Here is a 15677-nt window from a genome sequence, read left to right as displayed (position 1 = left end):
TTTATGAATACAAATTTGTCTAAAAAGAAAAAAATCTTTTTGCTGGTTGATTTTTTGATGATTATATTTTTAGTTTTTTTAGACCAGTTTACAAAGTACCTTGCAGTTATCCATTTGGAAGATAAGCCTGCTATAAAGATAATTGACGGCGTATTAGAGCTTAATTTCTTAAAAAACAGTGGCGCTGCCTTTGGGCTTTTGCAAAATCAAAAGGTCTTTTTTATACTTGTTGCTGTAATGATACTTTGCATTATAGCTTATGTTCTCTTTAGAATGCCTGATGACAAAAAGTACAATATCATGCATGTTTTACTTGTTATGATTGCAAGTGGCGCAGCCGGGAACATGATAGACAGAGTTCGCAACGATTATGTTGTTGATTTCATCTATTTTGTTATCATCAATTTTCCGATATTTAACGTAGCAGATATATATGTTACTGTTTCAACATTTTTGTTTGTGATCCTTTTTCTTTTTTACTATAAAGAGAATGATTTCAATTTCCTTAGCTTTAACCAGCAAAAGAAATTTAGGGAAAAATAATGGATAGTGAAAACAAATTATTTGAATATGTTGTAAGTGATGAATATGAAGGACTAAGGATAGATAAGCTTTTATCTGAGCTTAGCCCTTCTTTTTCTCGCACTTACATAAAGAAACTTATAGATGACAAAAAGGTCTTTTGCAATGGAAAAAATGTAAAGGCAAGCTTTTGCATCTCTGAAAATGATTATATTAAAATGGAGATTCCGCCCGCTGAGATTCCTGAGATATTGCCTCAGGATATTCCGCTGGACATAATCTATGAGGACAATGATGTTCTTGTTGTAAATAAGCCAAAAGATATGGTGGTCCATCCTGCTGCCGGTCATTATAAGGATACTCTGGTAAATGCTGTTATGTATCATTGCCATGATAATCTATCAGGTATTAACGGTGTTATGAGGCCAGGAATTGTTCACAGGATTGATAAAGATACTACGGGATCAGTTATTATCTGTAAAAATGATAATGCACATCAAAAAATAGCTGAACAGCTCAAAGAGCATTCTATAAATCGTGTATATCATGCAATTTGCTACGGCGTAATTAAAGAGGATGAGGGCACGATTGAAACCCTTATTGGCAGAAGCACTAATGACAGAAAGAAAATGGCTGTAGTTACAAGTGGCGGTAAAGAAGCGGTTACTCATTTTCGCGTTCTAAAGCGATTTGAGGAAGATAATATGACTTATATAGAGTGCAGACTTGAAACAGGCAGAACCCATCAGATTCGTGTTCATATGGCTCATATTGGACATCCTCTTTTAGGAGATGAGGTGTATGCCGGAAACAGGAAGAGCAGATTCAAACTAAATGGCCAGTGTCTTCACGCCAAAACGCTTGGCTTTATACATCCTACAACAAAAGAGTATATAGAAACGGATGCGCCGCTACCTGAGTATTTTTCACATTTGCTCAATGTTCTTAAATAAGGTAAAATAAGAAAAAGGGAAAAGGGGTGATGTATATGAATACTATAATCACTATTGGAAGACAATTTGGATCAGGCGGAAGAGAAATAGGAGAAATGGTCGCCGATCATTTCGGGATTAAGTGTTATGACAAGGAGCTTCTTTCTAGAGCAGCAAAAGAGAGTGGCTTTTGCGAGGAGATGATTCAGAATCATGATGAGCGTCCTACAAATTCTTTTCTTTACAACCTTGTAATGGACACATATTCATTTGGATATAATTCTTCTAGTTTTGTTGACATGCCTATCAGCCACAAAGTTTTTTTGGCACAGTTTGATACTATCAAAAATATTGCTCAGGAAGGCCCTTGCGTTATCGTTGGAAGATGTGCAGATTATGCATTATCTGATTTTCCAAATGTTCTTAATCTCTTTATCACGGCTGATGAAGAGTGCAAGATAAAACGCATTAAAGAGCGTTTTGAAGATATCACTACAGATGACAAGGCAAGAGAGATGATGAATAAAAAGGATAAACAGCGTCAGAGCTATTATAACTATTATTCATCCAAGAAATGGGGCAGAGCTGACAGCTATGACCTTTGCATCAATTCAAGCATTCTCGGTATAGATGGTACCGTAAAATTTATTACTCAGTATATTGAAGACTATGAGCTTTCCAAGAAACTTTGATTCACCTATAGAGGGCCTGACTTAATTGTCAGGCCTTTCATGGAGGATGAGCTATGTGGAAGCGTGCGCAGGAAAGATTTAGAACGCGAAGCCTGATTGCTACACTCATTCTTATGCTGATCGTGTTCTTATATTCTACTGTTTACGTTCTCTATGTAAAAAACTATACTAGAGACCAAAGTTATTTAGAACTCAAAAAATCCACCGATGAAGCCATAAGCTCCATCGAGGGTGAGTTTCGTGCGGACCGTAATATGTTACGGCTTATTTCTAAAATTATCTCCGAGTCCGGAGAATCTTTACATTCCCTAGGTGTTACCAGATATTTGAATATTTATTATGTAAATTCCAATATTTCAGAGGCTGCTATTCTTACGCCCAGAAATGAAGTCATTAGAATTTCGGGAAAAGATATTGATGCAACCGGGATTTTGGATTTTAATTCTGTGCTTGAGAAGGGAGAACATATTTCAACCCTTCAAAGAGATCTTGAAATTCCCTCAGTTTTGGATATTAGAAGCTTTGTTCCTATAAGGAAGGATGACAGAACAATAGCTTTTATATATGGCACCACAACGCCTGCAGGTATTATTGATGCATGGTCTCCTGAAGTATATAACGGCCATGGCATTATTTCTATCATTGAAAGAGATACAGGAAAGTACCTTATAGATGGCCAAAACCGAATTAATACCTATTTTGATGAGTCGACTTTAAAGCTCCTTGCCATAAGTACAGGAGAAACTCTGGATGAGAATATAAAGAGCGGAAAAAGTGGCTATGCTATTGTTCGGGACAATGCGACAAATGAAATAATGTATTACTGTTACCTGCCGATGACAATAGCCAATTGGGAGATGGTTCTTAGTGTTCCGGAAAAATATGTATATGAAGCAGTTAGGCCAATGCATATAGGCATATACCTACTTATTGCTGCAGAGGCAATTTCACTTATTATTTATTTCTTTTACATTATTCATATTACAACCGGTTCCCTTAAAGGTATGGAAAGAAGAGCTAATATGGACGCTCTTACAGGACTTCAAAACAGGAACAGGTATGAATACTTTTGCCAGCATCTACAGCAGGGGACAGATGGTATGGCATGTATTTATTTTGACGTAAATGGTCTTCATGAGCTCAATAATACCCAGGGACATGTGGCCGGTGATAATATGCTAAAAACCATAGCATCAATTATAAGCGCCGAATTTGGCGAAAATAACACCTATAGGATCGGCGGTGATGAATTTGTAGCATTCAGATATGAAAGGGATGAACAGGCCGTAAGAAAGGACCTTAGAAGGGTTCTTGATCATATTGAAAAAGAAAACTACCATGTTGCAAGTGGCCTTGCCATGGCAACACCTGATAAGAAGCTTTTAACAGTAATCAAGCTTGCTGAGGAGGAGATGTATCGCGATAAAGAACTCTATTACAAATCAATAGGAAAGGAGATGCGAGGATGAGCCGTTTTTCTCAAAAGTGCATACTTCTATTCCTGTGTTTTGTGATGACTTTTTTGACCGGTTGCTATGGTAAGCTTCCTGATCTTGAAAATCATACGCTTGAAGATGCTTACGACAATGATGCAGTTGTTTTTAAGACTGTATATTCTTCGGAGGTTATTGATCTAAACTACCTGGTGACAAGTTCTGCTGTTGATACAGCAGTTTGTGCCAATGTTATAGATGCTCTTGTTGACTATGACACAAAGGGCAATATTATCCCCGGACTTGCTGAGAGCTGGGAGTCAAATGAGGATTTTACTGAGTGGACTTTTCATTTAAGGGACGGAATAAAATGGGTCGACTACAACGGCAATTATTATGCAGATGTAGTAGCTGATGACTTTGTATGTGCTGCAGAATATGTTAATAATGCTGCCAATGATACAGATTGTCAGTACATGTATTCGACAGGGGCTGTGGTCTTAAATGCCCAGAAATACTATGAATTTACATCGTATGTTTTAAAACCCGATGATTTTGAGGAAATACCGGAAAAGATAATCCCTTCTGATATTGGCGTTGTGGCAGAAGATGATAAGACTTTGAAATACATCCTGGAAAAACCATGTCCCTTTTTTACCAGCGTTTTATCCTATACAACGTATCTCCCGATCTGCCGAAAGTACCTTAATGAGATTGGAAGTGTTTTTGCTACAGACAATGAGTTTCTGTTATATAACGGAGCTTACATACTGCATTATTTTAAACCACTTGAAAAGCAGATATTTGTAAAAAATCCCACCTATTGGGATAAGAAAAACGTCTATCTTGACAGGATTGAAAATTATTATGATGCTGATGCTCTGTTAATTGGGCCAGAGCAATATATGAATGGCTCTGTTGATAAGGCAATCATAAGTCCTGATCATCTTGATGAGTATATGAGTAACCCTGAATATGCAGAGAATATTCACAGGTCAAGACCGGATAGCTCTTTTTCATATTTTTATTCCTTTAATTATGAACCATTATTTGATAAAAGATATGAACCTGATAACTGGAAAAAAGCTGTAGAAAACTTGAGCTTTAGAAAAGCTGTCATGTCTTCCATAGACAGGGTAAGTATTTTAAAGCTCTATGAACCATACGATCCGGAAATTCTTATAAATAACACGATCACTCCTAAAGGCTCTAATTCTTTTAACGGAAAAGATTATACATCTTATGGGAAACTTGCGTATCACGCAGGAAATGACTCTTTTGACCCTAAAAAAGCAAGGATCTACAGAGATCTTGCGAGGCTTGAACTTACTCCAAAGGGGGTGACTTTTCCAATAAAAATGCTTATGCCATATAATCCTTCAACAGAAGGGTGGAAGCAGGAAGCATATATGATGGAGGAACAGATAGAATCGACTTTGGGTAAGGATTTTATCGATGTTATAGTAACCGCCGGGAGCGATATGGGGTTTTTACTCTCAGTTCGCATGTCAGGTAAATATGCCTTTATGAAATGCCGCTGGGGCGCGGATTATGAGGACCCTCAAACCTGGACAGAGCCCTTTGAAGATGATGGAGACTACACATTCTGGCAGCTTTCCGATAATTCAGAGATAAAAAAGATACATAAAAAATGGCGGGAGCAGATTGATCTTGCTTCTTCTATTACTGACGATAATGACAGGAGATTTACTGAGTTTGCAGAGGCTGAAAATATCATCATCAGTAATGCTATTGTGGTTCCGTTCTCTATTATGAATGGTGATGGATATATCATGTCAAAGCTAAATGAGTTTGAAGGCGAGTATTCTTCCTATGGAATGGCAAGACAGCGCTATAAATACTATAAGAAGCACGAAAAATCTATGAATCTGGAAGAATATGAAAAAGCTTATGCTGAATGGATTGAATGAGACTTTCATGTTTTTTGATATTACTTGAAACAATATTGCAGAATGTACAAAATTTAATACAAATTTAATTGGTTAGCTATAAAGTAGGTGATAATCTGAACCCAAAGAACAACGAATGTGATTTTATATTTTCACATTCTTTTGCATAGAAAGGATTCTATGCTCTGATTTTTCAAGGAGGAAAAATTATGGCAGCCAGTATAAGTAATAATGTCAGCCAAATGTACCGCAATGTTGCTAATGCCACTAAAACTGCAAAAGCAGCGGGAAAGTCAAACGCAAGATCTGCTGATAAATCCAAAGATGTTAGTAATAAAGCCTCAGTATTTGGAACAGGACTTGGAAACAGCGCCACAGTTTCTTTTTCTCCGGAAGTTGAAATGTATGGCAAGGTTGTTGACCTGCTTCAAAAGAAATACGAAAACGCCGATGTATTTGTGGCCGGGCCTGATGATGATCTGTCGCAGATAGGCGGAGATCTTGAATATAGCATTATTCTTTCCGAAGATGAGATGAAGCTTCTTGCTTCTGACGATGAAAAAGATAAAGAGGCAAAAGATAAGCTTCTGGGAAAAATTGATGATGCAATGACCAAGATCAGTGATATGAGCCAGAAGATAAGTGAGAATACTGATGAAAAGGATGAGATTTCCAATTTTGGTATCAGTATTGGAAAAGATGGAAAATTAAATTTCTTTGCCGATATAAATGGAAACTCTTACAGCAATAATTCTTTAGATGAGGTCATTAAATCACTTGTAACTGATAAGACAAATCAGTGATAAGAAAAATTAGTAAAGTACAAAAGGGCATAGGATCTTTTCCTATGTCCATTTTTTATAATTTTTTAATAATTTTGTGTATATAAAATAACGTATTATAAGTATAGACACTATCTATATTTCTTTTAAACAGAGGGCAATCATGCAGGGATTATCTAACCATAAGCAAAGGGAAGCATTTATTATTTCAGCAATATATATTTTACTCGTAATTGTTGTAGGTTATCTCGTTCATTTAAGAGGAATCAATGATCTTGTAGATATATATCTGATCAATATAGGTATTGACGCTGTGGGTATGATGATCGGTTATGTATTATATATCTGCTGTCTTGTGGATGTTCAAAAAACAGGTGCAAATCTAAAACACTTGCTTTCTCTTATAAACGTTGCATATCTGGGACTTTTCACAGATGCCTGCGCATGGCTTTTGGATGGTGTTCCAAGCTTGAGGGTTTTGAATATTATTGATAATACTTTCTATTATTTCTGTGCTCCTGTGGAGGCTTACTTTTTCTGGCTCTATACTATGACCTATCTTAAGGTCAACAAGGGTGTCGTAAAGAACCTTGGTATTATTGCCAAAGTAGGCTTATATATTGCTGTTGGCATGAGGATAGTCAATCTCTTTACCGGCGTTTATTTCACTGTGGATGAGATGGGAATATATCATAGAAGTCCATATTATCCATTATCGATGATTTATGCCTTTTTTACAGCATTTTCAGCTCTTGCTGCAGTTGTTATTGAAAGAAAACAGCTGGAAAAATATCAGATCTATACTTTTTTTGTATATGTATTTGCCCCTGTTTCCATGGGTATTTTTACTCTTGGAGTATATGGGCTTTCTCCGACAGCAGCTACAGTTATGCTGACAATTCTACTTATGTACTGCATATTAAATGTTTCTCAGGGCCGCGCGAAAGCTGTTGCTGACAGAGATCTTGCTCTTGCCTCGTCAATTCAGGAGAATGTCCTTCCAAAGATTTTTCCTTTCAGGCCTGACAGAGAAGAGTTTGACCTTTATGCATCAATGAATCCTGCAAAAGAGGTTGGCGGTGATTTCTATGACTTTTTTATGGTTGACGATAACCATATTGCCCTTGTAATGGCTGATGTTTCAGGAAAAGGAATACCTGCAGCGCTGTTTATGATGGTTGCAAAGACACTGATAAAGAACAGAGTCCTTGCGGGGGACAGCCCCTCACAGGCTTTAATGAATGTGAATGAACAGCTTTGCGAGGGTAATACTGCTGAGCTTTTTGTAACAGTATGGCTTGCTATTTTTGACCTTACAACAGGAAAAGGAACAGCGGTTAATGCAGGTCACGAGCACCCTGCATTTAAGAAGAAAGACGGAGATTACGAGCTTGTGATATACAGGCATTCCCCGGCAGTTGCAACAATAGAAGGCATAAGATACAAGGAACATGAATTTGAACTAAAGCCAGGAGATACGCTTTTTGTTTATACCGACGGTGTTACAGAAGCTACAAATATAAACAATGAACTTTTTGGAGAGGAAAGGCTTGTTGAAGCCCTTAATTCAGATAAAGAGGCTACTCCACAGCAGGTTCTTACCAATGTAAAGAGTCATATTGAAGGCTTTGTTAAAGATGCAGATCAATTTGATGATATAACTATGCTTTGCCTTAAGTATAATGGGCCGGCAGGATCATGAATTTAATACTTTTTTTATCGTTTTATTATTAGCACGGAAAGCTTTTTACCCGATATATATATCTAAGAAGTGTGTTGTTTTTACATGGAGGTGTATATGGGTAAAAAACTAAAAAGTATAATTGTAGTTTTATTATCTTCAGTGATGATTTTGACATCGCCATTGCTTATTGGCGTCAATTCATTTACTTCTTACGCAGCGAGTGTATCTGTATATGATCAGTTACAAAAGCTGTATTCTACAGGGACAGTTCTTAAATCAGACTCTTTTCCCGGACTACTGATCTCATATGATGGAAAAGACACATATGAGGTAAAAGACGGTTCCAATAAAGTAGCGCTGAATATAACTGTTTTAGACGAAAAACTTGCAAAGACAAGTTTGCCTTCACTTAAATTCTTCTTTGGCCTTAACAAGCTTGAATTAAAAAAAGGTAAAAACTTAAGTTTTTCTGCTGTTTTTACGGGTATTTCAAAAGAAGGATATAAATCTTTATTACAAAAAACCGGAAATAAAACTCTTATAGATGCGCTTGAAAATGGAACTGAGATTCCTATGAGCGTATTAACTGCAATTGCAGATACAAGGGAGTTTGAGGCTTTTGACGCTGCCATAGCAGAAGCTGTTAAAGAACAGGCTGAGCTTGAAAGAAAAAACACACAGGATCCGGGAGAAGATACTAGTGATTCTGAAGATCAGGAAATTATTGATCTTTATACCAGAACTATTATGATCTTTTTAAATGGTACAGACCTTGAGTCAAATTCTTGTTTCGGTACCAAAAATATGCTGGATCTTTTAAGAGCTAATATACCTGATAATACAAAGATATACATCACTACAGGCGGCACAAATAAATGGCACATGAATGATGGAGATTACTACGCAGATTACGCCTGTAATTTACTTTATCCAGACAAGCAGATAGCTGATCTGGATGAAAATGAGAAAAAAGAAGTTAATAAATATGCTGATGAGCTTTATGATCTGTATGCTACGGATATTTCTCGGGATGTGCAGATATATGAAGTGCTTAAAGACGATAATAATATAAATTATCTTTCTTTACGTGAGACATATACAGATCTTTACTTCCTGGACAACACATATCTTACCGCTTTTATTGATTACGTTACTTCTTCAACCAGTTCTGAGTATTATGATCTTATTTTATGGGATCATGGCAATGGAATAAAAGGATATGGTTTTGATGAAATCTATGATGATGATGTAAAAGAAAAAAAGACCGATAAAAGGAATGATGTAGGTTTTACATTAGACAAGCTGATGGCTTCAATTGAAAATTCAGATTTTATACAAGATGGCAAGAAATTTGATTTCATAGGCTTTGATGCCTGCCAGATGGCTACAATTGAAGTTGCAGACGCTCTACATGGATATTCTGACTACCTTATTTTTTCTGAAGAAAACGAACCGGGTGCAGGCTGGGATTACTATGAATTTATGACTGCTTACAGTGAAAATCCCGATATGGAAACAACTGAACTTGCAACTAATATTATAGATTCATATATGGATCAGTATAAGGACAATTCAGGTAATATAACACTTGCACTATTTGATTGTTCAAAGATGGATGATTTAGATGAAGCTTTGTCCGACTTTGCAATTGCTCTACTTGGTGATATTAAAGATATTACAGGCTATGAATTGGTAATAACAACAATTGGAAAAGAAGGCGATTATGGCACTAAAAATGGTTACGACAATAATTGCCTCTTAGATATTGTTAAGCTTTGTAATAAGCTAAGTAATGAACAAGGAATAAGCTCTGCATTACAAAATGCAAGCATAAATCTTAAAAATTCAATTAATAATAATGCAATCATATATGCATGTGGAAAAGATAAAGAATATGTAAACTGTGGTCTTAGTATCAATTTTCCAATACAGCCTTTTACAAGGGTATATGCAGGCAAAGATGAAAAGGGCGATCTGAACTACATAAATGCCAAAGCATCAGATGTGGAAGAAATTTACGGTAATATAAATGCCAATGATGTCTATATGAAGGCTTATGCACAATTGGCGTTAACCACTGTTTCAGCATTTGTAGTTGGTGACCTTTGGAAAGATACTAAGAATTATAATGTAGATGATATAATCAAGATCCTTGAAGATAAAGGCGAAGATTATAAAACAAGTGTCCTTATTGAAAAAGCTGGTATAGATTTTGAAGAGGCGGAAGATTTAAAAGAAATCATTAGTTACTTTGTTGATAATCGCGTGAAAAAAGATAATATTACGATAACCAAAGATGACGTAGAGCAAACTGCTACTATAGAAATTGTCAATGTTGATCCAGTTGTTATTGATAATACTGTAAACGTAGGGGTTGCATTAAAAATTGATGACACATATCAGGATATAGGACAAACATCTCTTTTCACATATGCATCAGAAAAATCTACAGAAAATAGTAGTGTAAGTATTAAAGTTACTCCATTTGATCAGAAATGGTATACGTTAAACGACCAGATAACAAGTTTTTACATGACTTATTTTGACAGTGAAACAAATACTTATTACGGATATATTCCATTGACCATATGGAATAACGTAGGTGATGTAGCTACACCTGATGGCTATGAGAAAAGAGAGAAGTATTTTAAAGAAGCTGCTAGTGATGGCAAGTTAAGAACTATCTTTTTGAATGTATCCTCTGAAAATGATAAGTTTTCATTTGATTCATATCAGGATATAAGTAATGGAGAGGTTGGACCTTACAACGATATCGAATCTCTTGAGGGTTGCTATCTTGAGCTTTTAAGTGGAGCTTCATATATTGTTGATGGCGCAACAGATGTCATGATCCATTCGATTGGCACTGTATTTTTTGACAAGGAAAATTCCTTAAAACTTCAGACTATTACTGATTTGATGCCTATATATACATTAAGTGACAGTTATGGTAATCAGTATGAGCTAAGCAAAGATGAATATGGTTCAGATGTCCTGGAAACTTATGTTACTGAGGTTCATGTTTATGATACATCATTTGAAAATAGTCAGAAATTAGCTGAAGAAGTACGTCAGCAGGCAGCAAAAGATGCTGAAGCCATGGCCCAAAATTCTGAAAATGATCAGAGTGCTGATGAAACAGATTCAGACAAGAGTTTAAGAGCTGTTGGAACCGATGAACCGGCTGAACCTATAATCAGTGAGGCTAAATCAGAAACAACTGATGCCGTAGAAGTTACAGAAGATGCTGCAGCAGAAGAGGAAAGTGCTGAAGAAACTGCTGATGATCATATAGTTGAGGAAGGTGTAGTAGCAGATAACACCGAAGAATCAGAGATTTTAGAGGCAACAAAGGAAACAGAAGAATCAGAAAATTTGGAAGAAGCAAAAGAAGCTGATGATGCAGATAGTGCAGAAATTGAAGAAACATCAGATGACGCTAATAACGTTGAAGAAACATCTAATGTAGAAGCTTCAAATCCAGATGCTCAGAGTAATACTGAAGATTCTGACAAAAATGTATCGATAGATACTGAAGATGCGATAAAGCAGTCAGAAGACGCAATAGTAAATGAGGACACAGCTGAAGATCATGACGGCGGCTCTGATGAAGGTGATGATCAGCAGGATAATAACAATGATGAAGATTCTAATGAAAACCAGGAATAAGTATCAGACCTTTATGGGATATTAGTAACCATGTTTGAGAAAAAAGAGGGCTGTCTTTTATGGGCAAAGTATTTGATGAAAAAAGCGTGACACTGAGAAATCAGATATATGAGATTCCCGAGGGAACAATTATACTTCGGGAAGGCGAAAGAAATCTTGATATGTATAAAATCTTAAGTGGTCATGTTGAAATGTACACAGGGTATGGTACTGAAAATGAAGTACTCCTGGGAATACTTTGCCCCGGCAGCTGTTTTGGTGAATTTGGAATTCTTACAAAAAAGCCTGCAATATATACGATCATTTCTTTTTCCAAGATTAAGCTGCTTAGAATAACTGAGGAACTGCTTAATGATTTCATGAGAGATAATCCGGGTAATGTTATTCAGATCATGACAAATATGGCAAATAACATGCTTATGATGCAGCAGGAGATTGCTGAGCTTTCAAATGTTGCAAATGAACTTAGTCAGACTGAAAGCGCTATAACAAGAAATAGTATAAAGAATATGCTAAAAAATTATGCTATTTTTGAAAATAACAGGCCCAAAAATCATTTTGACCCCGGTACAAGAATGTATTTCATGGATGAAGCCAGAAAGTAATCACCTATAAAAAATTGTCAGTAAGTCAAGCCGATAATTAGTATACAAAAAGGGATTCCCGTAATTGAGAATCCCTTTTTTTCATTTATTTAGTAGGAGCATTTTTAACAACCTCTTTGAATATTTTTAGTACAACTTTAGTCCAGTCAACACCTCCGGCAATCATTTCTAACTGATCATCAGTTAATTTTACTTTAGAGATATTAAGTTTCTTCAAGGCTTCATCCATATTACTGGAGCTGTTGATGATCTTTTCAGCTTCTTCTATTTTCATGATAATCCCTCCTATTTGCGTAATCCTATATCTATCATATATTTATTTATACGACTAAGCGATGATTTTGGTGTTAGATTTTTATAAATTAAAAATAAACTTTTTTTACGCAATGACTTAGAAAATGGTATCATTGGGACGTACAATAAATGTAATCGAGGATAATTAAGAAAAATGAAAATAGACAGACAAAGAGTAAAAGAGCAGTTTGCAGCATATACAAGGAATTATGATCCATCAAATCCCAAAATAGCACTCAAAATAGCTCATACATACAGAGTAGCAGATAACTGCGAAGAAATAGCAAAAAGCCTTGATCTTAAAGATGAGGATATTGATTTTGCATGGCTTTCAGGAATGCTACATGATGTAGGAAGATTTGAACAGGTCAAAAGATATAATACTTTCATTGATTCTGAATCTGTTGACCATGCTGAATTTGGGGCAGACCTACTTTTTGGAGAGGAAAATCTGATCAAAGATTATATGGATTTCAGGTCATGGGATAAGGATCTTGAGATAGTGATCAGACAGCACAATAAATATAGGATTGACAGCCTGGTATCGGGGAAAACACTTGTCTTTTGCAATATTCTAAGGGATGCTGACAAGGTTGATATTTTAAGAGTAAATGTAGAGACACCTATGGAAGAAATCTATAATGTGACAAGAGATGTGCTTTTTTCATCGGGAGTCTCACAAAAAGTCATGGACCAGGTCAGAGAACATCATGCCATTTTTCGGGATATTATGGTTTCACCCGCGGAACACCTAATTGGTCACATAGCACTTTCTTTTGAACTTGTATATCCAAAGAGCTGGGAACTGGCCAAAGAACAGGGATATCTGTATCAAATGTTTGACTTCCCGACTAATAATGATACTACTAAAAAGGCTCTTGAGGAAACAAAAGCAGAGCTTGAAAGCTTTTATTCTAAAAAGAAGGCTTAAATGAAAAAGTTAACGCAACCAAATAACCTGTATATTACGAAATGACCTGAAAAATGTTAAAATCAGGTCATTTTTTATGCTTAAAAGTGCAGAAAAATGGGCAACTTAAAAATTTATCCCGTTTAAGTTCGCAATCTAAGAAGACGACTCACGATAAGTTTGAAAAAGTTATCGCAACCCATTTGCATCACGAATTATGCGCTTAGCCGGGAAATATTCTGCTCAAAAATTCTTTTTTGAAGAAATTACTTTTTTAAAAGTTCTTTCGTAAGATTAACTTCATTTGCCGGTATCGGCTTAAGATCTAAAAACTTCATCAGCTTATGCATATCTTCATCGTCATCAGAAATCATTTCATAAGGTGAGAGGTTGTTGAGCCCAGGACGTTTAGTGCTGTTGATATGATTAACCAAAAGGGTGATATCTTCTTGTGTATAGGGAACAAGAGATGTTCCTTTAGGAATCACATAACGGATATATTCATGATTCTTTTCAAGCTTACCTTTTTGCCCAGACTGCATAGGATCACAATAATAGACATTTGTTCTGAGAGCACCTTCAATCTCTATGGAATGCTCAAGTTTATCAACCGCCTTGAATTCGCTTCCATTATCGGTAAGGCATATTCCAAAGAGTCTTGCAAAACACTCTTTGCCTAGTCCTTTCTCAAGATAGTCAAGTCTGTCAATTACTGAATCCGCCGTACAATCCGGCATAAGGAATACGATCATGACGTTATTTCTTCTAAATATCATGGTTAACAGAACCTTTTTCTGATTCCTCTTGCCCTTGACTGTGTCCATCTCAAAGACGTCCATTTCGGACCTGTTTTCCATGAGTGCCAAAAATTCAAGATACGTTCGTCCCTGTCTGAACTTTTGATTTAGAATCCCTGATTCAGATTTCTTTTTACGCCTTTTTCTGTATCTGGTCTGCCTGCGCAGATCTATATTTCTTACATCTAGGAGGCCATCATTGATATAAATATACGCAGTACGACTTGTAATCGGTATTTCCTGTTCATGAACGGCAAAGATATGTGCAAGAGGCTGGCCTTTCTTAATGCCTTCAGAAAGAATGCGATTAACGCTTTCGAGTTCTTCATCAGTAAGATGAATCCCTTCTCTGGATTTCTTTCTGACTTCAACAGACTTTTTATCAGCAACTTTGGCATCATAGAAATATCTGTCATCGTTGCAGTAACGCCTCTTATCACATCCATTGCATACATAAGGCGGCTTCTTAAAAGCAGTACACTTAGTGCTGCAGTAATCAGAACAGTACTTATGGCAATCTTTCGGACAGGTGTAACAGTACATGGGACATGCTTCGTCACCGCACACATGCCTTTTTGTACATCCCTTAGCTCCGTTACAGTCATTTCCTGCATAATAGCTTCCTCTGACAAATAGACGATGTTTCTTGATTTCTCTTGCAATGGAAGCCACGTGGCGATTTAATAACGCAGCAATCTTGACTAATGGCTGTTTTCTCGCTAAACCAATTTCAATAGTTTCTCTATCATTAAACTTCATCTTGGATATTATTTCTGACATTATTCCCCCAATCTTGAGCAGTTTATTATTCCCCATAGCCACATTTTAACCGAAAACTATACTATTAAATAGTATAGATTTCTGAAGTATACAAAAGCCGCTTGAGAAAATATAATTAAAAGGAATATAAATATTAACCAGACTAATAATAAGGGCTAAAAGTCCTTTATTTATGCGCAAAGAGACAAGTGATGAAAGATAAATATAATTCATATTGCCAGGTAAAACCGGTAAAAGAATATACTGCTGAAGACATTAAAAATATCCGTAAAAAAACAGGAACCTCGCAAGGATTCCTGGCTAAATGGCTGGGGGTCTCAAAAAAGACTGTACAAGCATGGGAAAGTGGCATGAATGTACCAAACGGCCCTTCCGCAAGACTATTATCTCTACTCGAAAATGAAAGTATTAGTGTAAATACATTTATATTAGATGATAAAATATAAGCATTATGTTTCAGCATAACGCTCCACCTTCTAGGGACTTAGAGTGGAAAATTGGAAGTTATGATATGTGTGCTTGACAAAAATACTCCTATATCGTAGCATAAAACTACGATATAGGAGTATTTGATTATGAAGACAAATGGTGGATTTCTTGTTACAAAAATAAAACAGCTGGGTGATCGTATATTTGAAAGGATACTGGCAGAAAAAAACATTGATGC

13 protein-coding genes and 1 pseudogene are annotated in these 15677 nt (G+C 36.1%); 12 read left to right on the top strand and 2 right to left on the bottom strand.

From position 1 onward, the window contains the following. Nucleotides 1-3 precede the first annotated feature (3 nt). The 9 genes from lspA to G585_RS0108910 all read left to right on the top strand — a co-directional run bounded on the left by lspA (nucleotide 4) and on the right by G585_RS0108910 (nucleotide 12229). Nucleotides 4-543, top strand: a complete 540-nt coding sequence (gene lspA / locus G585_RS0108950; RefSeq protein WP_022774459.1) for a signal peptidase II — start codon at nucleotides 4-6, stop codon at nucleotides 541-543. Beyond that, nucleotides 543-1475, top strand: coding sequence for an RluA family pseudouridine synthase (locus G585_RS0108945; RefSeq protein ID WP_022774457.1), 933 nt, complete (start codon nucleotides 543-545; stop codon nucleotides 1473-1475). The genes lspA and G585_RS0108945 overlap by 1 nt, the downstream gene beginning before the upstream one ends. 35 nt (nucleotides 1476-1510) lie before the next feature. Beyond that, nucleotides 1511-2146: an AAA family ATPase gene (locus G585_RS0108940; protein ID WP_022774456.1), complete on the top strand. Its 636-nt coding sequence runs from the start codon at nucleotides 1511-1513 to the stop codon at nucleotides 2144-2146. Nucleotides 2147-2472: 326 nt separating this feature from the next. Then, a complete protein-coding gene (locus G585_RS18930; protein WP_196802903.1) occupies nucleotides 2473-3615 on the top strand; it encodes a sensor domain-containing diguanylate cyclase in 1143 nt (380 codons plus the stop codon). Beyond that, nucleotides 3612-5510, top strand: coding sequence for an ABC transporter substrate-binding protein (locus G585_RS17675; RefSeq protein WP_022774453.1), 1899 nt, complete (start codon nucleotides 3612-3614; stop codon nucleotides 5508-5510). Before G585_RS18930 ends, G585_RS17675 begins: the two co-directional genes overlap by 4 nt. A gap of 188 nt (nucleotides 5511-5698) precedes the next feature. Then, a complete protein-coding gene (locus G585_RS0108925) occupies nucleotides 5699-6292 on the top strand; it encodes a DUF6033 family protein (RefSeq protein ID WP_022774452.1) in 594 nt (197 codons plus the stop codon). 142 nt (nucleotides 6293-6434) lie between these two features. Beyond that, on the top strand, nucleotides 6435-7973 hold the full coding sequence (locus tag G585_RS18925; protein ID WP_022774450.1) for a PP2C family protein-serine/threonine phosphatase: 1539 nt from the start codon (nucleotides 6435-6437) through the stop codon (nucleotides 7971-7973). Between the two features lie 96 nt (nucleotides 7974-8069). After that, the gene (locus G585_RS0108915) at nucleotides 8070-11624 is read left to right on the top strand and encodes a clostripain-related cysteine peptidase (RefSeq protein WP_022774449.1); all 3555 of its coding nucleotides are present in this window, start codon (nucleotides 8070-8072) and stop codon (nucleotides 11622-11624) included. Between the two features lie 59 nt (nucleotides 11625-11683). Then, entirely contained in the window at nucleotides 11684-12229 is a 546-nt protein-coding gene (locus tag G585_RS0108910) for a Crp/Fnr family transcriptional regulator (RefSeq protein ID WP_022774447.1), read from the top strand. Nucleotides 12230-12314: 85 nt separating this feature from the next. On the opposite strand, the gene G585_RS0108905 is transcribed toward G585_RS0108910, so the two are convergent. Next, entirely contained in the window at nucleotides 12315-12503 is a 189-nt protein-coding gene (locus G585_RS0108905) for a hypothetical protein (RefSeq protein ID WP_022774446.1), read from the bottom strand. Between the two features lie 174 nt (nucleotides 12504-12677). On the opposite strand from G585_RS0108905, the gene G585_RS0108900 reads away from it, so the two are divergent. Next, nucleotides 12678-13454, top strand: coding sequence for an HD domain-containing protein (locus tag G585_RS0108900; protein ID WP_022774444.1), 777 nt, complete (start codon nucleotides 12678-12680; stop codon nucleotides 13452-13454). A gap of 245 nt (nucleotides 13455-13699) precedes the next feature. On the opposite strand, the gene G585_RS0108895 is transcribed toward G585_RS0108900, so the two are convergent. Then, nucleotides 13700-15010, bottom strand: a complete 1311-nt coding sequence (locus G585_RS0108895; RefSeq protein WP_022774443.1) for an IS30 family transposase — start codon at nucleotides 15008-15010, stop codon at nucleotides 13700-13702. A 191-nt stretch (nucleotides 15011-15201) separates the two neighbouring features. Here G585_RS0108895 and G585_RS17665 point away from each other — a divergent pair, with 191 nt between their 5' ends. Next, the gene (locus G585_RS17665) at nucleotides 15202-15456 is read left to right on the top strand and encodes a helix-turn-helix domain-containing protein (RefSeq protein ID WP_022774442.1); all 255 of its coding nucleotides are present in this window, start codon (nucleotides 15202-15204) and stop codon (nucleotides 15454-15456) included. A 129-nt stretch (nucleotides 15457-15585) separates the two neighbouring features. Further along, a pseudogene (locus G585_RS17660) lies at nucleotides 15586-15677 on the top strand (MarR family transcriptional regulator); the annotation flags it as partial.

The sequence above is a fragment of the Butyrivibrio sp. AE2015 genome (assembly GCF_000420825.1).
Classification (GTDB): Bacteria; Bacillota; Clostridia; order Lachnospirales; family Lachnospiraceae; genus Butyrivibrio.
This window is presented reverse-complemented; position numbering and strand designations above follow the sequence as displayed.